Source organism: Planococcus citreus (genome assembly GCF_003664125.1).
Lineage (GTDB): Bacteria > Bacillota > Bacilli > Bacillales_A > Planococcaceae > Planococcus > Planococcus citreus.
In genome coordinates this window covers 128,955-146,838 of record NZ_RCCP01000001.1, presented here as the reverse complement: position 1 = coordinate 146,838, position 17,884 = coordinate 128,955, and the positions used below count along the sequence as shown (strand labels likewise).

Below are 17,884 nucleotides of genomic sequence, written 5' to 3'. Positions count from 1 at the left end.
ATTCAGGAGGAGTCGACATGCATCTATACGGGACACAATCAATTAACGAAAAAGGCCATTTGACGATCGGTGGAGTAGACACAATAGACCTTGCAGCACAATACGGCACACCGCTTTTCGTCTATGACATCGCGCTATTCCGCGAACGCGCTCAAGCGTTCCAAAAAACCTTCCAAAACGAACAAGTCGGTTATCAAGTCGCTTATGCCAGCAAAGCGTTCTCCGGCATCGCCATCTATCAAGTCGCAGCACAAGAAGGGCTGTCGCTCGATGTCGTGTCCGGCGGGGAGCTCTACACGGCGATCCAAAGCGGATTCCCGAAAGAGAAAATCCACTTCCATGGCAATAATAAGAGCCAAGCCGAAATCGACATGGCTTTTGATGAGGAAATCGGCTGCATCGTTGTCGATAATTTTTACGAAATCGAGCTGCTGAAAAAAACAGCGGAGCGGCGCCAGCAGAAGATGAACATCTTGCTGCGCGTCACGCCAGGGATTGAAGCCCATACCCATGATTACATCACGACAGGCCAGGAAGACTCGAAATTCGGATTTGATTTGAATAACGGCCAGGCAGACCGTGCTTTTGAGGAAACCTATGCTCACGGACATCTCGAGTTGATCGGCCTCCACTGCCATATCGGGTCACAGATTTTCGAAACCGCTGCGTTCCAGAAGGCTTCTGAAAAATTGCTGCTGAAAATGGCGACATGGAAACAGGATCATTCCTACACATGCTCTGTGCTGAATTTGGGTGGCGGCTTCGGCATCCGCTATACGGAAGAAGATGCTCCGCTTGAGCCAGCCGTGTATGTGAAAGACATGATCCGCACGGTCAAAACCGCGTCCGAAGGGGCCGGGTTCCCGGTGCCGGAGATTTGGATCGAGCCGGGCCGTTCATTGATCGGTGATGCTGGCACGACGCTCTATACGATCGGATCGACAAAAGATGTGCCCGACACTCGTCGCTATGCAGCGGTCGACGGCGGAATGTCCGACAATATCCGCCCTGCTCTGTACGGTGCGAAATACAGTTCCCTGCTCGCCAACCGCGCTCAGGAAGAGGCAGGGCAAGTTTATACAATCGCAGGGAAATGCTGTGAATCCGGCGATAAGCTCATCGAAGAAGCACAGTTGCCGGAAGTTTCAGCTGGTGACATTCTGGCTGTTTTCTGCACCGGCGCATATGGCTATTCCATGGCAAGCAATTACAACCGGATCACACGGCCGGCAGTCGTTTTTGCGGAAGGCGGCAAGCATCAGCTCGTCATCCATCGGGAAAGTTTTGAAGATTTGATCAAGAATGAAGAGGGTTATATGCAAGAGGGGGCTAAGCGTTGAGAAAGCAGAACATCATGCTGTTCCTATTCGTCCTGTTGATGGCATTCGCCTGGGGCATCGCCTACTGGCTGTTCTTTGCAGACAATGTCACAGGCGGCTGATCCTGCGTAAACTTGAGTTATTGGGGAGTTTATAGTAGTATGGGTAAAGCTGCTTTTAAGATGAAAATGAGGGATCAATTATGTTATACAGATACAAAAAATCATTTGAAAAAATCGCCATGGGGTTGTTATCTTTCATGCCCAAAGAGCGCGAACTGAAAAAGCTGCAGCAGACGATGCACATCTATGAAGAAAACCCAGAATGGCAATTGTTCCTATGGAAAAAAGAGGACGATTTTGTCGGGTTGTTAGGTGTGGAAGTCGCAGATGATCATTACACCATCCATCATGTGTCGGTGAATCCATCCCATCGGGGCGACGGGATCGGCCATCAGATGATCGATAAGATTCAAGACATGATGCAGCACCGGGAAATGCGGGCTACAGACGAAACCGAAGCTTTCCTGAATAAATGCCCAGTAAAAAAAAGGCGGCCTTTAATTCTTAAAGGTTCCGCCTTTTTTTCTGTTGCCGGAGCGCAATGATTTCCGACCGGTCGCGCAACCGGTGCTTGTGCATCAGATAATATTCATCGTGCGCCGGGGCCAGGTATTGCTGCTTCCGTTCTTCAATCGCTTGAACGAGTTCGCCTGGCACAAGCGGCAAGTCGCGGTGTTCGAACGGCTCTCGGTCGGTGACTCCTTGTATCGATTCGGTAAGGAGCCGAGTCAATTGCTGCTGATCGAAGCCTTCGGTCCAAATGCCTGCTTCAGCGAGTTTCGGTTTTGCCCGTATGAGCGAACGGAGCGCGCCGGGATAATTGCTGCGGCGCCAATGGTACATGCCGACTGCCAATTGGATCCACCCGGTCAGTGGATGGGTCTTATCTTTCGGGGCGATTTGTTTCCAGTACTCTTCGCCGACTTCGTGGCATTCGAAATAATCTTTTTCATCATTGAAGTGGATGATGTATTGAAGGAATAAGGGATGGTTAAGCGGATGCATTTCAATCTCCTTTCTTCTATAATCAAGTATAGTAGGAATATGAACAGTCAGGTGGTAGTCACATGTCTTATGAAGTGAAAGTGGACGCCTTTGAAGGCCCGCTTGATTTATTATTGCATTTAATTCATCGTTTGGAAATCGATATTTACGATATACCCGTTTCCCAAATCACTACACAGTATATGGAGCATATACGTGCAATGCAAGTGCTCGAGCTTAATGAAGCGAGCGAGTACTTAGTGATGGCAGCGACTTTGCTGGCGATCAAGAGCAAGACGCTGCTGCCGGTGCATGAAGGGGAAATCGATGAAGTCGATTATGAATTCGATGAAGAAGATCCTCGCGACGAATTGGTGTCACGGCTGATCGAGTACAAAAAATACAAAGAAGCGGCCAGCGAACTGAAAAAACTGGAGAATGACCGAGCGGTGCTATATTCGAAAGCGCCTGCTGATTTATCGGAACTCCAGCAGCCAGACACTATGGAATATGATGCCAATGCGTACGACATGCTCGGGGCATTCCAGAAGATGTTGCGCCGAAAGCAACTGAGGGCGCCGCTTTCGACACGCGTCGCACGCCAGGAAGTATCTATTAAAGAACAGATGGGTTCGATGGTCGAGCGGCTGAAATCATTCAAAGGACGGGCTAATTTTTCCGAACTTTTCCCGTCGGATGACCAGGCAGTGCTCGTCGTTTCGTTTTTGTCCTTGCTTGAATTGATGAAGCGGCAAGTGATTGCGGTCGAACAGCAAAAGAATTTCACCGAATTGTCGGTGGAACTGAGAAAGGAAACGTGGCAAGATGAAGAAGAACCTTTTGGGCCAAATTGAAGCATTGCTTTTTGTCACAGGAGACGATGGCTTGAGTTTCAGCCAATTACAGTTTCTGACAGAAGCGGGTGCAGAACAAGTGGAGCAAGCGCTCGCGGAGCTGAAGAGCCGTTACGATGGGGAAGCTTTCGGGGTGACGCTGAAAGAACTGGCAGGCGTTTATCAATTGGTGACCAAGCCGGAAATGGCGGAAACCATCCAAAAGCTGGTTGAGAACCCGACTCCTCAATCGCTGTCGCAGGCTTCACTCGAAGTTCTCGCGATCGTGGCGTACAAACAGCCAATCACCCGGGTGGAACTTGAGGATTTGCGTGGCGTGAAAAGCGAAAAAGCGCTGGCGACTCTCGCAGCTAAAGGATTGATCCAGGAATGCGGGCGTGCTGAAGGGACGGGCCGTGCCATTTTGTACGGCACGACTGACGAATTCCTTAATTATTTCGGCTTGAAGAACTTGGAGGGATTACCTCCGCTGCCTGAAGAAATGGCACAAGAGCCAGAAGAAGAAACCGATCTCTTCATGACAAAATTTCAAGAAGCATTCAAAGAAGAAGTAAATGCATAGGAGCTTACTGGGAAGACTGGGACGCATTAACAGTCTTCTTTTCTTTTGAGCGATGCGCTTTCTCTTTAGCTGGAATTATGCCATAATTCCGGTTAGAAAGACCGCGAAGAACGTGAATCGGCCGCCTATGCAGCCGATATTTAATTAGATGGGGTGAACTGGAAATGGAAAGATTGCAAAAAGTAATGGCGCATGCAGGAATTGCATCAAGGCGCAAAGCAGAACAAATGATTTTAGATGGCAAAGTGAAGGTCAACGGAAAAACCGTTAAGGAGCTGGGCGTCAAAGTGACACCGTCCGATAAGATCGAAGTGGAAGGCGTCCAAATGGAAAAAGAACGCAAAGTTTACTTTTTACTATACAAGCCGCGCGGCGTCATTTCGGCAGTGTCCGATGATAAAAACCGCAAAGTTGTGACAGATTTCTTCCCGAATGTCGAAGAACGCATCTATCCTGTCGGACGTCTCGATTACGACACATCAGGCTTGTTGTTGTTGACGAACGACGGTGAATTCGCCAATAGCCTGACACATCCAAAATTCGAGATTGATAAGACTTACGTCGCGCGTTTAAAAGGCATCCCGGCCAAGGAAGATCTCCAGAAACTCGAACGCGGCATCAAATTGGAAGACGGTATGACGGCACCAGCAAAAGTGAAATTATTGTCAGCCGACACGAAAGCGGCAAAAGCGATTGTCCAAATTACAATCCATGAAGGACGCAACCGCCAAGTCCGCCGCATGTTCGAGGCGATCGGCTTCCCGGTACAGAAGCTAAGCCGTGAACAATTCGCCTTTTTGACATTGCATAGCTTGAACGCTGGGGAATCGAGAGAGCTCAGCCCCCATGAAGTGAAGCAGCTGCGTGTGCTTGCAGATACCGGCAAACGCCGCTAACGTTCACAAACCCTTCAAAACTGTGGGCAGGGGCTCTATGAATCTTTGCTATAATTGATGTGCATCCAATCCTTCGAAGGAGGATCTTTATGAGTACGGAGAAAAAAAGAAACAAAAAGAAAAACCGGACGATCATGCGGTCCGTCATTTTGCTGCTATTGGTCGCGGCCATTGGTTATACGATCTACAATAGTGTGACGGCCGATGAAGTGGAAGTGCTGAAAGTGGGAGATCCGGCACCGGATTTTACGCTGACGGATCTTGACGGTGAAACCCATAAGCTGTCCGATTATAAAGGACAGGGCGTGTTCTTGAATTTCTGGGGCACATGGTGTGAACCGTGCATCAAGGAAATGCCCGCGATGGCCAACCAGTACGAAGTATATGAAGATCAAGGCGTCCAAATCCTTGCGGTGAATATTGCGCAATCGAATTTTGAAGTAGAGACGTTCGCCCGTCAATACGGACTCAATTTCCCGATTGTCATCGACCGCGATAAGAGCGTCATGACTGCATATAATATCCGCCCGCTTCCAACGACTATGCTGGTGAATCCGCAAGGTGAAATCCAGCGAATCGTGACCGGTGAAATGACAGAGCAGGATATCGCAGGTTTTATGGAAGAAATCAAACCTGAATAAGGAGATTTTTGGGATGGACAAATTGATTTGCAAATGTGGCCATGAAAACCCGCCAGGCACGGTTCTTTGTGAATCGTGCGGCCGGCCGCTTAACGAACAGGAACAAAACAAACAATTGGCGGATATGCGCTATGAAGGAACGGCAAGACGTTCCCAAACGTATAATAAGTCGATCATCGACAAAATTTGGAATTTCTTTTCTAGTGTTAAAGTCGGTGTCGGAATTATCGTCGTATTATTGATCGCTGCCGCTCTTGGCACGATCCTGCCACAGAAACAATACGTTCCGGCAACAACAGAAGCGGATATCGAAGCTTATTACACCGATATCTATGGAAGTGTCGGGACTGTATACCATGCGCTCGGCTTCCATGATTTATACAATTCCTTCTGGTTTATCGGGCTAGTCGGGATGCTTGCGATCTCGTTGATCATTGCAAGCCTCGACCGTTTTGTGCCGCTTTATAAATCATTGAAAAACCAGCGCGTGTTGCGCCATTCCAGCTTTATGCGCAAGCAACGTATCTTAGCTGAAGGGCCAGGAGACGCAGAAACGCTCAAAAAAGCCGAAGAGAAATTGACCGATTTGAAATATAAGGTGTCGACCGATAAAAATGGCTTGCTTGCTGAAAAAGGCCGTTTTTCGCGGTGGGGCCCTTACGTCAATCATATCGGGCTGATTATCTTCCTATTCGGCGTCATGTTGCGCATGATGCCCGGTTTTTATGTAGATGAAACACTGTGGATCCGTGAAGGCGAAACGCGTGCGATCCCGGATGCACCTGGCTATGTGTTAGAGAGTAAAGGCTTTACGTTGGAAACTTACACAGGTGAAGGCGAGGAAGAAAAATTCGGTGAAGCAATCGACCGCGTCGGAACGGTAGCGAAAAACTACCAGACGGATGTCGTTCTTTATAAAATACCGGAAGATGCATTGCCGGGCGATACAGACGAGATGGAAAAAGTTGAAGAACACGCCATCCGCGTCAACCAGCCATTTAAATTTGATGGCTACGCCTTGTATCAGATGGATTTCCAGCAGGATGAGCTGAAAACGATGAGCTTCGCGCTGCAGAACAAGGAAACAGGTGAAAGCCGCGGAGAGTTAACGATCGATTTGGTGAATCCGGAAACCAATTACGAGCTTGAAGACGGTTCTGTTGTGGAATTGCTCGGTTATTATCCTGACTTCTCCGGTTTTGAAAACGGCGAACCGCAAACAGCAACGCCGCTGCCGAAAAACCCGGGATTCCTTGTGAAAATGACGACTCCCGATACACCGGACGGCGAGACGAGTTTCATTACTATCCAGAACACGGTTGAACCCCTGGGGGACAACGACTATAAACTTGCTTTCCAAGGTGTCGAGACGCGGGATGCATCCGGCTTGACGGTTCGTAAAGACCGCACCTTGCCGATTCTCGGGCTCGGCGGCTTGATCTTCATGATCGGCGTGGCGCAAGGGATGTACTTCAACCACCGCCGCTTCTGGATTCAGCAGCAGGCGGATGGCAGCATTCTGCTTGCGGGCCATACGAACAAAAACTGGTTCGGGCTGAAAAAAGATCTGGACCAAGTGACTGAACACGCTTCTCTTCCAGCATATCGCGACCAACAGGAAGACATGGAAGCACAGGAGAAAAGGGAAGGTGAACAATTGACATGACATTAGCCGATATCAGTTCCAATTTATTATACGTAGCCTTCATCGCCTACCTGATTGCGACATTCGTATTCGGGGGGGCTGTAAAAGGCAATAAAAAAGGCACTTACAGATCTGAAGAGCGCTGGGGTAAAGTCGCCATCACCATTACGGTCATCGGCTTCCTTGCGCAATTAGGGTATTTCATCACACGGTGGATGGTCACTGGCCATGCACCCATCAGTAATATGTTCGAATTCACCACGGCATTCGGAATGACGCTTGTCGGCGGATTCATCATTCTTTATGCGTTATATAAAACAGCGGTGCTCGGGATGATCGTTTTGCCGATTGCCTTATTGATCATCGCTTACGCAAGCATGTTCCCAAGTGAAGTGAGCCCGTTGATTCCGGCCCTTCAGACAAATTGGCTGGCGATCCACGTCATCACGGTCGTCATCGCGGAAGGAATTCTTGCGATCAGTGCGGCGGCTGGCTTGATTTATTTGCTCAAAGTCGTCGACCAAAAGAAAAAGTCGAAGCAGCGCTTTTGGCTTGAGGCCATCATGTATTCGCTCGTCTTGGTTCTTGGCTTTGTCGTGACGAGCACATTCTTTACCTTGACGAATTACGAAGCGGATTTTGCTTATGTCAATAAAGACGGCCAGCCGTCGGAAATCACTTACAACATGCCGGCAATATTCGGGATGAATGAATTCGAGCCAATGACAGACGGGGCATTTACGCCGCTATTGGAAATGCCGCCGATTGTCCATGCTGGGAAATTGACGACTGTACTTTGGTCGGTCGTGGTCGGGACGGTGCTCTACGCATTGATCCGATTGATTTTCCGCAAACGTATTTCCGAAATGCTGCAGCCGTTTACGAAAAACGTCAATTTGCAGCTGATGGATGAGATCAATTACCGTTCGATCATCATCGGATTCCCGATTTTTTCACTCGGGGCATTGATCTTCGCCATGATCTGGGCGCAAATCGCCTGGTCCCGCTTCTGGGGCTGGGACCCGAAAGAAGTATGGGCACTCGTTACATTCTTATTCTACGCAGCGTATTTGCACTTGCGGCTTGGCAGAGGCTGGGCAGGCGAAAAGTCTGCTTGGCTCGCGGTCATCGGTTTTGTCATCATCATGTTCAACTTGGTGGCAGTCAACTTGATTATTGCCGGACTGCATTCATACGCTTGACGACAAAAGCCTTTTCCTATCCTGGAAAAGGCTTTTCGTTTATTTTTGGAACCCTTATCGGTACAATGAAAGGTATAGAGATGAAAGTTGGAGGGATTAGGATGTCTGAAGAAATTACAATTCTTGTAGTGGATGATGAAGAGAGGATCCGCCGCCTGTTGAAGATGTATCTCGAGCGTGAAGGATATATGGTGGAAGAAGCGGAAAACGGGGTAGAAGCATTGGAAAAAGCGATGGAGACGGATTACCATTGCATCCTGCTTGATCTGATGATGCCTGAAAAAGACGGCATCGAAGTGGCTACCGAACTTCGGGAGACGAAAATGACGCCGATCATCATGCTGACAGCTAAAGGTGAGGAAGCAAACCGCGTGGAAGGGTTTGAATCCGGAGCGGATGATTACATCGTCAAGCCATTCAGCCCGCGGGAAGTCGTGCTGCGTGTTAAAGCGATTTTGCGCCGGTCGTCGGCTTATTCGCCTTCTACGAGTTCGACCGTTTCAAAAGACTTGGTCGTCTTTCCACATTTGACAATCGACCACGATGCCCATCGCGTCACAGCAGACGGCGTCGAAGTGAATTTGACACCGAAAGAATATGAACTTTTATACTTCTTGGCAAAATCCCCGGATAAAGTATTCGACCGGGAGCATTTGCTCAAAGAAGTATGGCATTATGACTTTTTCGGCGATTTGCGTACCGTGGATACCCACGTGAAACGCTTGCGGGAAAAATTGAACCGCGTCTCCGAATCCGCCGCTAAGATGATCGTCACCGTATGGGGTGTCGGATATAAATTCGAGGTCGGCAATGAATAGAATATGGAATAGCATCGTCGGGAAGCTGTGGGTAACCATTTTGCTTCTCGTTTCCTTTGTCCTATTTATCGTGACGGTGCTGCTATTGGAGTTTCTCGGGAATTTCCATAGCGAAACGGTGGAAGAAGCGCTTCATAATGAAGCCAATATGATCGCGAGGATTTTCAATGACCATGGAAATGAAGACAATTTATCGATTGTCGACGAAGTGTTGGGTCCTGAAACCAATGCGGTCATCGCAGAAGAACCGGGGGAAATCTCCTATTATCTACATGACGGCTTGAATGGCGAGGAGATCAGGGAAAAAATCGTCAGCGAAAACGAATTTCAAAAAGTATTCGAAAGCGACGAAACTGTAACGAAAGAAATGCTGTTGCCGTCCTTATCGGAAGCAGACCGGATGGAATCGTATATTGTCATGGCTTCGCCTCTTCAAACAAGCGATGAGCTTCACGGAACGGTTTTTATTTACCAGTCATTGGAAGTTATGGACCGCACAGCTGAAAGGACGACGAATATCGTTTTCCTGTCCGCGTTTATCGCGTTATTATTGACAACGTTTTTCGCATTTTTCCTCTCGACCCGCATCACTTCCCCGCTGCGCAATATGCGCGAAGGGGCATTTGAATTGGCAAAAGGAAATTTCGATACGAAAGTGAAAGTCTCTTCTGGAGACGAAATCGGCCAATTGGCGATTGCCTTTAATCAGATGGGACGCCAATTAAAGCATCATTTGGAAGTGATCAATCAGGAAAAAGAGCAATTATCGAGCATCTTGACTTCAATGGCGGATGCCGTAATCACTTTCAACCAGGACAAGACCATCCTTTTGAGCAATCCGCCGGCAGAGAAGCTGCTGCAGCAATGGCTCTTCAAAGACGGTACGACCGATGCCAATGCGTTGCCATCTGAAATGCTGCATATGCTTGACCACGTCTTGACTTTCCAGGAGGAAATCGAGGAAGAGCTTGAAATCGAAGGTGCGTACTATGCAATCAATTTCAGCCCCCTTTACAGTGGCGAAAGCGTGCGCGGCGCGGTAGCGGTGCTCCACAACATGACAGAACAACACCGGCTTGAGAAGCTGCGCGAAGATTTCATCGCCAATGTATCCCACGAACTGCGGACGCCGATCGCCATGCTACAAGGCTATAGCGAAGCCCTGCTCGATGACGTCGGTGCAAGTGAAGAAGAGCGTAATGAAATGACCAAGATCATCTACGAGGAATCCCAGCGCATGGGCCGACTCGTCACTGACCTCTTGAACTTGGCACGATTGGAATCAGGCCATATGCGCCTCTACAAAGAATTGGTGCAGTTCAATAATGCCATTGAGCGGATGACTTTGAAATTCAGCCAAGCCGCGAAAGAGAAAGGCATCGAACTGAGCTTCACGACAGAACTTGACGACTGGGCGGCAGCCGAACTTGATGAAGACCGCATCGAACAGGTCATGACGAATCTAATCGATAATGCACTTCGCCACACTCCACAGGGAGGGCAAGTGCATGTGCATGTCGAAAACATGGGAGACCACGCAAAAGTTTCGATCAACGATACCGGGGCTGGAATTACAGAAAAGGATCTGGAGTTCGTCTTTGAGCGCTTCTATAAAGCCGATAAGGCAAGGACGCTCGGCAAAGGCGGCACAGGACTCGGTCTCGCGATTGCCAGCAACATCATCAAAGCGCATTCGGGAGAAATCCGCGCCGAAAGCAAATTCGGCGAAGGCACTTCGTTCATCTTCACATTGCCGCTGAAGGCGATGTAACTTTTTTGTTGTCGTGACGACTAATCCAAGGAACGGGGGGAGTTGCGTGAATGACTCCGTGTTTCATCGGCTGTACGATCAATACCATCAGGATGTCTTTCAGTTTTTGGTGTATTTAGTGAAGGACCGCCATGTGGCAGAAGATCTGATGCATGAAGTTTATGTGAGGGTGCTGCGCGCTTATGACCGGTTCCAAGGAAAGAGTTCGGAAAAAACCTGGCTCTTTTCAATCGCCAAAAATGTTGCCATCGACCATTTCCGCAAGACCGCAGTGAGAAAAAAGCATTCGATGGATTTCTTCGACTGGGAAACCCAGCAATTGGTGTCGGCTGAACGAATACCTGAAGAAGTTTCATTGCTCAATGAAGACAAGATCCGCTTGTACCAAATGCTCGATTTGTGTACTGGCGACCAGAAGCTTGTCATCATCATGCGCTATTTCCAAGATCTCTCCATTGCGGAAACTGCTGAAGTCCTGGAGTGGTCGGAAGGCAAAGTCAAGACGACACAGCACCGGGCGATCCGGTCCCTCCGCCAAAAATTACTAGAAGCAGAAGGGGGAGGAGAATATGCCGAATGACAAATGGAACGATGAAGAAATCGAAAATTTGTTACGGGATTTCCCCAAAATACAAGACAGGCGGCCCAAAGCCGAAGTGTATAAAAAGCTTTCCCATAAAGAGCAAGCACCCAAGCAGCCGAAGCGCTGGCTGCCGCTATTAGTTGCCATCGTCACATTCCTGAGCATTTCGGTGCTCGTCGCCTCTTTGCTGCAGCAGAATGGAACCGACTCAAGCAGCGAGAGTGAAAGCAGTGAAGCGGAGTCGACAATGGCAACAGATGAGGCGCCGACGGAACAAACAGAGCCAGCAGACGGGTCCACAAAAGAATCCGAAGGGGCAGCGAGTTTGGCCGCGGATGGCCCGGAAGTGAAGCGGAGCGCAGTTTATGAGAGCGAACTGGAAGGTGCGCACGTGTTGCGCATCGGGCTTGCTTATCATGGCTATGTTGTGCCCACAAGTTTCGTCATTCCTGAACAGCTAGCCGATACGGCAGAGCCGAACGCTCTCGAACTATATGAAACATTCGCCGGTCAAATCGATGAATCCGGCTTGGGTTTTGATGAGTATCATCCATATGAAGGCGAGCTCCAGCAAAACGGTTCGACAATCAGCCATTTCTTGCCGGACGGGCATTCCTATGATCAAGGTTCGGCCTCCACTTTACTGTATCTGAACAGTTTGGAGCAAACGTTCATGGGTCAGCAGGAAATTCGTGTATTGAATGAAGACGGGGAAGCAGCGCAATTATCCCATGTAGGGACAGCGGAACCACTCGTTCCGGGCGAGCAAGGGCAAAGCTTTTACTTGCTTGCTTCGTCAACAAGTGAATGGCATTTGGCTCCCGCTTACGGCATGTCGCCGGAAAATGTAGGAGATGCGCTGATGGCACTTCAGCAATCGCCGAATGAGGATTACCGAACGCCGATTCCTGAAGGGGTCAGTTACCGCGTTGAAGTGGATGGAATGAACGCCACATTGATATTCGAAGAGCCATTGGACTTGGAGGCGCTTGATGGAATGGAAGCGATGCAGATGATTGAAAGCATGGCGCTCACGGCTCAATCCTACGGCTCATCGTTGACGGTATCCAATACGGCACAAGTGGAATGGGCAGGATTCGATTTCTCCAAAGAACTTGAGCTGCCCGTTTCGCCCAACCGCATCGACTGGCTAGAAAAATAAAAAAAGACAGCAATGTAAGCAGTATGGTTTACATTGCTGTCTTTTTTTTATAAGATTAACTTGTATAAAAAAATATCGATTCATCTTCGGGGCAGGGTGTAATTCCCTACCGGCGGTAATTGGACATAATGGTCCATCAGCCCGCGAGCCGTAAAAAGCAGGATTTGGTGAGATTCCAAAGCCGACAGTATAGTCTGGATGGGAGAAGGTGAAGGTACGGACGCATGCCGTTTTTTTATGGCGGGCCGTTTATTTCAGTGTGCCTAACTCTCCCTTAAGTGAAACTTGCTTAAGGGATTTTTTATGGCAGCATGCGATCCGAACCTTTCTTCTGGTGAATCACGACAAGGAGAGAGGAACATGAAGAACAAGAAATTGCAATCGATGATTGTCATCGGTATGCTGAGCAGCATCTCATTTGTGTTGATGCTATTCAATTTTCCGCTGCCGGCATTGCCAGCATTTTTGAAAGTGGATTTCAGTGACGTGCCTGCACTAATCGCGGCGATCACGATGGGGCCTGTCGCAGGCGTCTTGGTAGCATTCTTTAAGAACGTATTGGACTGGATTTTTTCAGGAAGCCCGACTGGCGTCCCTGTAGGGCATATGGCGAATTTCGCGACGAGCCTATTGTTCATTTTGCCGGTCTACGCCATTTACCGTAAAGTTTCCACAAAAAAAGGAATCGCATTCGGTTTGGTCATCGGAACATTCTCGATGGCAATCGGCATGAGCTTGCTGAATTATTTCGTCTTTTTGCCAATGTACACGTACTTCCTGAACATGCCAGAACAGACCGGAAACGCATTGTACACGACCATTGTCCTCGGGATCCTGCCGTTCAACTTGATTAAAGGCTTGGCGCTTACGACCGTCGTCTTATTGATCTTCGGCAGCATGCATACCTGGATTGAAAAACAACGTTCCTATTATTTATCATAAAAAGAAGCGGCTGGAAGATGATTCTTCCGGCCGCTTTTTCTATTGACCAAAATTTGGTCAGTCTTCGTATTTAAGTGGATCCCCTTCAAATGGCTCGTCTGCAACTTTAATGGAATCGGTTGGGCATCCTTCAAATGCGTCTTCCATATCCTCCATCAGCTCATCTGGCACTTGTTCAGTCCCCGTGTTATCATCAAGAATAACGAAGGCGATGCCCTCATCATCATAATCGTAAATGTCTGGTGCCGCTGCTCCGCAAGCTCCGCATGCGATACACGTATCCTTATCAACAATGGTATATTTAGCCATTCCAGTTCCTCTCCTTTATCTCCGGACAAGTTCAGTTATACTATCGTGTTTATTCTATAGATATTTCATGATTTTTTCAACCCAAAACCGCCAGGAGGGTAATTCAGTGCGATTCGATGAAGTCGTTTTAGCAATTATGAAAGCGGTAGACGGTCAACGGACCGTATCTTCCCCTTATCATTTAATTAAAGGAAAGAAATCAGGGCAAACGATTCAGGATATCGGCTATTTCGGGTTGCATCCTTATTTTGCAGTGCTCCCAAAACTGGATAAGCAAGAGTATCTAGCGTCCATTGACAGGTTGCAGGCGCAGGGCTATTTGATCCCAGATGACACCAGCGTCCAGCTCCATCGCTCCGCATTCGATCTGGAAATTCCACCTACGCTCTTGAATGGCTGGAAATACAGGGGCAATGAAAATCGGTTCTTTGCGCGCCTATCGTTGGTGGTCCAGACGATGTCCAATTTTATGCAAGGCCAAAAGCGCTTTGATCCAGTCGTCACCGATGAAACGGTGCAGGCGTGGGCCAAAGCTTATTTGAAACGCGTCGATTTTCGCTCATCCGCTGTTCAAGAAACTTTTAAAAACCAGCTCGAAACCAGCTTGGCTATGGCAAAAACAACCGAAACGCATAAAGATATCCTAGTGGAACGGTTGTCGGGCTATGGTGTCGGGGGGCTCACCTGGGATCAATTGGCCATGCAGCATGGCGTTTTACCGATAGATGTAAAGATTGCGGCTGTTGAAGCCATGCATGCTTGGCTGGATGTGCTCGAAGGCATGGAATATCCATTGCTCGCGGGTATGCTTGAAGGCATCATCCAGCAATCCGCCTTGACAGAATCGGCGAAACGGACGCAAAATCTGTCCGAACGCGGATTTTCACTCAAGCAGATTGCTGAGCTCCGGCAGCTGAAAACAAGTACGATCGAGGATCATTTCGTGGAGATGGCCATGAACGACCCAGCGTTCAGCTCTGCACCGTTTATGGACGAGCAGTTATTTCAATCGATCCATCATATCAGCAAGGAGTTGAAGACGATGCGCCTGCGGGATATTAAAGAGCGATTGCCTGAAGCCAGCTATTTTCAAATCCGGTTGGCGCTGGCGATGAGAGGTGGCGTCACATGAATCTTGAAAAGCTATTATACGAAGCTTACGGCTACACGGATTTCCGCCCCGGTCAAAAACAAGTGATCGAACAAGTGCTGGCGGGGCGTGACGTTTTGGCGCTGCTGCCGACCGGAATGGGGAAATCGCTGTGTTATCAGCTTCCTGGCAAAGTCTTGCCAGGCGCCATTGTCATTGTTTCGCCGCTTTTATCGTTGATGCAAGACCAAGTCACCCAATTGAAGAAGATGGGGGAAAAATCGGTCATTGCCATCAATTCCTTCATGAAACCGGAAGATCGCGAAAGGGCGTGGAACACGCTCGGTAATTATAAATTCATCTTCGTGGCTCCCGAGATGCTTGTACAGCCGTATGTGCTCGGCAAATTGAAATCACTAGGCATCTCGCTGCTAGTCGCGGATGAAGCCCATTGCATTTCTCAGTGGGGCTTCGATTTTCGCCCGGATTATTTGCGCATTGCAGAGGTTCTGCCAAAGCTTGGCAATCCGCAAACTTTGGCGCTAACCGCAACGGCGACCGATAAAGTCACAGATGAAATCAAACGTTACTTAAAATTGAGTGACCCATTCGTCTATTCACATCCGATGGACCGAAAGAACATCAGTTACGACATTCGCAAATTCGACAATGATAGTGACAAATTGGAAGAACTATTGAATTTGGTGTCAACATATGCCGGACCTGGGATCATTTATGCCGGAACACGCCGGAAATCGCAGGAATTGGCGGAGCGTATCCTCGCACTCGGCATCCGTGCGGCATTTTACCATGGTGGAATGGAACAGCAGGACCGTATTTTTGTGCAACAGCAATTTGCCAATAAGGAGCTGGAGTGGGTATGTGCGACCAATGCGTTCGGCATGGGGGTCCATATTCCTGATATCCGGCACGTCATCCATTTCCAATTGCCTTCTTCAATAGAAGGATATGTCCAGGAAGTCGGGCGTGCTGGTCGGGATTCCTTGCCTTCACTTGCGACTTTATTGTATGCCGCCGGCGACGAGCGGCTAGTGGAGAGTTTGATCATGGATGATTTGCCCGAACGCCATGAAATCGAGCTGATCTATGAGCGCGGGGAAGAAGCGAAGCAATTGATTGAGCAGGGGATGATGAGGGAGACAGCGTATCGCATCATTTCCTATTGGCGTGAGCGTCTGCCCCTTGAAGGCACATTGAACCAGATCGAGCAATTGAAAAAAGAAAAACAACGGCAAGCGGCTTCCGTCCGCGGGCTGGTTCATTCAAGCGGCTGCATCCGGCAATACATCAGCATGAGCTTCGATCAAGAAAACCCTGCTATACCGCCTAATTGCTGCAGTTTCCATGGGATTGACCACAGCCTGTTCAAAGGTAGTCGAAGCGAGCCAAAAGCATCGCCACAAGGCTCTTGGAAAGAGCGTTTGAAGGTCCTTCTTCCTATATGAAAATCTCTATTTCTATTATTTACAAATAAGCCTTTTTTCGTCATAATAGATATATTAGTACAGATAGGGGTAGTCGTGAAATGGGAAACGATAATTATCATGAATCAATGGAAAAGAATCGCCAGGAATTGTCACAGGAACGCATGGCAGAATTGACGAGGCGCGCACGCCAAATGCCCAAGCCGAAAAGCAGGGGCTTATTATTGCCTTCTTTGTTTTTTATCTTTATCTTGATTCCGGTCACTTTGTTGATTTATGTTGCGTTTTACTATGAACCGGATGACACGCTAACTGCCAAAACAAACGAAAATGAAGTGAGCTTTGAACTGAACTCCCAGCCGCCTTCTGACAGCACGGTACTTGCTGCTGCAGACGACGAGGAGAAAGACGAAGAAGAAAAGAAAAACGCCAAAGCAAAAGAAGCACAAGAACAGAAAGAGCTGAAAGAAAAAGCACGTGAACGTGAAGAAAAGGCGGCTGCAGAAGCGAAAGAGAAAGAGCTGGCGGCCGCTGAACAGCAAGCAGAGAAAAAAGCCCAGGAAAAGGCGCTGGCAGAACAAAAAGCGCGTGAGGAAGCTGAAGCGAAAGCAAAAGCCGAAGCCGAACAACGTGCGCAAGCTGAAGAAAAAGAAAAAGAGCAGCAACAAGAGCAGGAAGAAACACCGACTGCCGGTGGCAAGACGGTAACCGTCCAATCGAGTGAAACGCTTTACCGTATTGCCGTCAATAATTACGGTGCGAGCGGTGCAGCCGCCGCTGTTGAGAAGATCAAACAGGCGAATGGATTGGCATCTAACGATATCAGCCCCGGACAAACATTGATTTTGCCTTAAGGCGGGATTAAATGCCTCCTGTTAGGGAAAAGGTAGGAAGAATCTAAAAAGAGGTGAGCGAATGTTTGTCAAAAGTGCATTAGTGAAAAAAGAAAGATGTTTTACGGTAACACCGGAAGATACGATGGAAAAAGGGCTCAAGCTATTGGAGCAGCATTCCATTGATGCATTGCCTGTCGTCGATGGCGACCAATTCAAAGGGATCTTTACCTGGTATCATGCATACCGTGCGTTCTTCTATTCGGATGCCCAGAAAGACGAGTTTGTGCGTTCGACAAAAGTGAAAGATATCATGGTCAACCAGGATGTGTACTTGAATATCGACGATGTGTATGAAAAAGCCTTAGTCGAATTACGTGATTTCCCTATTATCGCTGTCGTCGACGAAGAGAAGTTTCTCGGAATCGTCACCCGCTTTGATGTTGTTAACCAATTGCAAAGTGCATTCGGCATGAAGCAATCAGGGGTTCGCATCACCGTTACATCGGTCGAATCAGAAGGCCGCATTGGCCGGCTAGGTGAAATCATTGAAAAACATAAAGAATCCGTCGTTTCACTGGTTACTTTCGATGAAACCGACAAAATGGTGCGCCGCATCGTTTTGAAAGTGAAGAAAAAGAACAATATCGACAAGTTCACGAAGGAACTGGAAAAATCCGGCTTCCGTATTCTAGATATCACTGAAGATTGAATAGCGGCTTGAACAGGAAAACATAAGCGCAGCTTATGTTTTTTTGTTGCTTCG

The 17,884-nt window shown here is 48.3% G+C and carries 19 protein-coding genes and 1 riboswitch; of the genes, 17 read left to right on the top strand and 2 right to left on the bottom strand.

The window, feature by feature from the left end:
- Positions 1–17: 17 nt before the first annotated feature.
- On the top strand, positions 18–1,340 hold the full coding sequence (lysA, locus tag DFR62_RS00795) for a diaminopimelate decarboxylase (RefSeq protein WP_121297607.1): 1,323 nt from the start codon (positions 18–20) through the stop codon (positions 1,338–1,340).
- Positions 1,341–1,521: 181 nt separating this feature from the next.
- Positions 1,522–1,926, top strand: coding sequence for a GNAT family N-acetyltransferase (locus tag DFR62_RS00790; protein WP_121297606.1), 405 nt, complete (start codon positions 1,522–1,524; stop codon positions 1,924–1,926).
- Here the strand turns inward: DFR62_RS00790 and DFR62_RS00785 are convergent.
- Entirely contained in the window at positions 1,886–2,386 is a 501-nt protein-coding gene (locus DFR62_RS00785) for a DUF309 domain-containing protein (RefSeq protein ID WP_121297605.1), read from the bottom strand. The two genes, DFR62_RS00790 and DFR62_RS00785, sit on opposite strands and share 41 nt — an antisense overlap.
- Positions 2,387–2,448: 62 nt before the next feature.
- Between DFR62_RS00785 and DFR62_RS00780 the strand changes: the two genes are divergently transcribed.
- The 11 genes from DFR62_RS00780 to DFR62_RS00730 all read left to right on the top strand — a co-directional run bounded on the left by DFR62_RS00780 (position 2,449) and on the right by DFR62_RS00730 (position 13,441).
- Positions 2,449–3,219, top strand: a complete 771-nt coding sequence (locus DFR62_RS00780; RefSeq protein WP_121297604.1) for a segregation/condensation protein A — start codon at positions 2,449–2,451, stop codon at positions 3,217–3,219.
- Positions 3,191–3,781, top strand: coding sequence for an SMC-Scp complex subunit ScpB (scpB, locus tag DFR62_RS00775; protein WP_121297603.1), 591 nt, complete (start codon positions 3,191–3,193; stop codon positions 3,779–3,781). The genes DFR62_RS00780 and scpB overlap by 29 nt, the downstream gene beginning before the upstream one ends.
- 164 nt (positions 3,782–3,945) lie before the next feature.
- On the top strand, positions 3,946–4,677 hold the full coding sequence (locus DFR62_RS00770) for a pseudouridine synthase (protein ID WP_121297602.1): 732 nt from the start codon (positions 3,946–3,948) through the stop codon (positions 4,675–4,677).
- 89 nt (positions 4,678–4,766) lie between these two features.
- Positions 4,767–5,318, top strand: coding sequence for a thiol-disulfide oxidoreductase ResA (resA, locus tag DFR62_RS00765; protein WP_101190472.1), 552 nt, complete (start codon positions 4,767–4,769; stop codon positions 5,316–5,318).
- A gap of 13 nt (positions 5,319–5,331) precedes the next feature.
- Entirely contained in the window at positions 5,332–6,984 is a 1,653-nt protein-coding gene (locus DFR62_RS00760) for a cytochrome c biogenesis ResB family protein (RefSeq protein ID WP_121297601.1), read from the top strand.
- Positions 6,981–8,165, top strand: a complete 1,185-nt coding sequence (gene ccsB / locus DFR62_RS00755) for a c-type cytochrome biogenesis protein CcsB (RefSeq protein WP_121297600.1) — start codon at positions 6,981–6,983, stop codon at positions 8,163–8,165. Before DFR62_RS00760 ends, ccsB begins: the two co-directional genes overlap by 4 nt.
- Positions 8,166–8,266: 101 nt before the next feature.
- Positions 8,267–8,983 (top strand): response regulator transcription factor, encoded by a 717-nt coding sequence (locus tag DFR62_RS00750; RefSeq protein ID WP_068485838.1) that lies wholly within the window; start codon positions 8,267–8,269, stop codon positions 8,981–8,983.
- A complete protein-coding gene (locus DFR62_RS00745) occupies positions 8,976–10,754 on the top strand; it encodes an ATP-binding protein (protein ID WP_121297599.1) in 1,779 nt (592 codons plus the stop codon). Before DFR62_RS00750 ends, DFR62_RS00745 begins: the two co-directional genes overlap by 8 nt.
- 46 nt (positions 10,755–10,800) lie before the next feature.
- Positions 10,801–11,334 carry an RNA polymerase sigma factor SigX gene (gene sigX / locus DFR62_RS00740; protein WP_241663036.1) on the top strand — a complete coding sequence of 178 codons (534 nt, stop codon included), beginning with the start codon at positions 10,801–10,803 and terminating at the stop codon, positions 11,332–11,334.
- A complete protein-coding gene (locus DFR62_RS00735) occupies positions 11,324–12,499 on the top strand; it encodes a hypothetical protein (RefSeq protein ID WP_121297597.1) in 1,176 nt (391 codons plus the stop codon). The genes sigX and DFR62_RS00735 overlap by 11 nt, the downstream gene beginning before the upstream one ends.
- Before the next feature lie 78 nt (positions 12,500–12,577).
- Positions 12,578–12,713: riboswitch (FMN riboswitch) on the top strand.
- A 146-nt stretch (positions 12,714–12,859) separates the two neighbouring features.
- Positions 12,860–13,441: an ECF transporter S component gene (locus DFR62_RS00730; RefSeq protein WP_121297596.1), complete on the top strand. Its 582-nt coding sequence runs from the start codon at positions 12,860–12,862 to the stop codon at positions 13,439–13,441.
- 57 nt (positions 13,442–13,498) lie between these two features.
- Here the strand turns inward: DFR62_RS00730 and DFR62_RS00725 are convergent, their stop codons facing one another.
- On the bottom strand, positions 13,499–13,750 hold the full coding sequence (locus tag DFR62_RS00725; protein ID WP_068869317.1) for a ferredoxin: 252 nt from the start codon (positions 13,748–13,750) through the stop codon (positions 13,499–13,501).
- Between the two features lie 106 nt (positions 13,751–13,856).
- On the opposite strand from DFR62_RS00725, the gene DFR62_RS00720 reads away from it, so the two are divergent.
- From DFR62_RS00720 to DFR62_RS00705, 4 genes are all read left to right on the top strand, one after another.
- On the top strand, positions 13,857–14,882 hold the full coding sequence (locus tag DFR62_RS00720) for a YpbB family protein (protein WP_121297595.1): 1,026 nt from the start codon (positions 13,857–13,859) through the stop codon (positions 14,880–14,882).
- Positions 14,879–16,306, top strand: a complete 1,428-nt coding sequence (locus DFR62_RS00715; RefSeq protein WP_121297594.1) for a RecQ family ATP-dependent DNA helicase — start codon at positions 14,879–14,881, stop codon at positions 16,304–16,306. The genes DFR62_RS00720 and DFR62_RS00715 overlap by 4 nt, the downstream gene beginning before the upstream one ends.
- Before the next feature lie 80 nt (positions 16,307–16,386).
- Positions 16,387–17,139 carry a LysM peptidoglycan-binding domain-containing protein gene (locus DFR62_RS00710; RefSeq protein ID WP_121297593.1) on the top strand — a complete coding sequence of 251 codons (753 nt, stop codon included), beginning with the start codon at positions 16,387–16,389 and terminating at the stop codon, positions 17,137–17,139.
- Positions 17,140–17,200: 61 nt separating this feature from the next.
- Positions 17,201–17,830, top strand: coding sequence for a CBS domain-containing protein (locus DFR62_RS00705; RefSeq protein WP_121297592.1), 630 nt, complete (start codon positions 17,201–17,203; stop codon positions 17,828–17,830).
- The last annotated feature ends 54 nt before the right edge of the window (positions 17,831–17,884 follow it).

Coding starts and splice junctions, on each gene's coding strand:
- DFR62_RS00705 (WP_121297592.1), top strand. CDS start 17,201: ATGTTTGTCAAAAGTGCATTAGTGAAAAAAGAAAGATGTTTTACGGTA.
- DFR62_RS00745 (WP_121297599.1), top strand. CDS start 8,976: ATGAATAGAATATGGAATAGCATCGTCGGGAAGCTGTGGGTAACCATT.
- DFR62_RS00780 (WP_121297604.1), top strand. CDS start 2,449: ATGTCTTATGAAGTGAAAGTGGACGCCTTTGAAGGCCCGCTTGATTTA.
- resA (WP_101190472.1), top strand. CDS start 4,767: ATGAGTACGGAGAAAAAAAGAAACAAAAAGAAAAACCGGACGATCATG.
- DFR62_RS00760 (WP_121297601.1), top strand. CDS start 5,332: ATGGACAAATTGATTTGCAAATGTGGCCATGAAAACCCGCCAGGCACG.
- DFR62_RS00710 (WP_121297593.1), top strand. CDS start 16,387: ATGGGAAACGATAATTATCATGAATCAATGGAAAAGAATCGCCAGGAA.
- DFR62_RS00790 (WP_121297606.1), top strand. CDS start 1,522: ATGTTATACAGATACAAAAAATCATTTGAAAAAATCGCCATGGGGTTG.
- DFR62_RS00770 (WP_121297602.1), top strand. CDS start 3,946: ATGGAAAGATTGCAAAAAGTAATGGCGCATGCAGGAATTGCATCAAGG.
- DFR62_RS00725 (WP_068869317.1), bottom strand. CDS start 13,750: ATGGCTAAATATACCATTGTTGATAAGGATACGTGTATCGCATGCGGA.
- ccsB (WP_121297600.1), top strand. CDS start 6,981: ATGACATTAGCCGATATCAGTTCCAATTTATTATACGTAGCCTTCATC.
- DFR62_RS00735 (WP_121297597.1), top strand. CDS start 11,324: ATGCCGAATGACAAATGGAACGATGAAGAAATCGAAAATTTGTTACGG.
- DFR62_RS00730 (WP_121297596.1), top strand. CDS start 12,860: ATGAAGAACAAGAAATTGCAATCGATGATTGTCATCGGTATGCTGAGC.
- lysA (WP_121297607.1), top strand. CDS start 18: ATGCATCTATACGGGACACAATCAATTAACGAAAAAGGCCATTTGACG.
- DFR62_RS00715 (WP_121297594.1), top strand. CDS start 14,879: ATGAATCTTGAAAAGCTATTATACGAAGCTTACGGCTACACGGATTTC.
- DFR62_RS00750 (WP_068485838.1), top strand. CDS start 8,267: ATGTCTGAAGAAATTACAATTCTTGTAGTGGATGATGAAGAGAGGATC.
- scpB (WP_121297603.1), top strand. CDS start 3,191: ATGAAGAAGAACCTTTTGGGCCAAATTGAAGCATTGCTTTTTGTCACA.
- DFR62_RS00785 (WP_121297605.1), bottom strand. CDS start 2,386: ATGCATCCGCTTAACCATCCCTTATTCCTTCAATACATCATCCACTTC.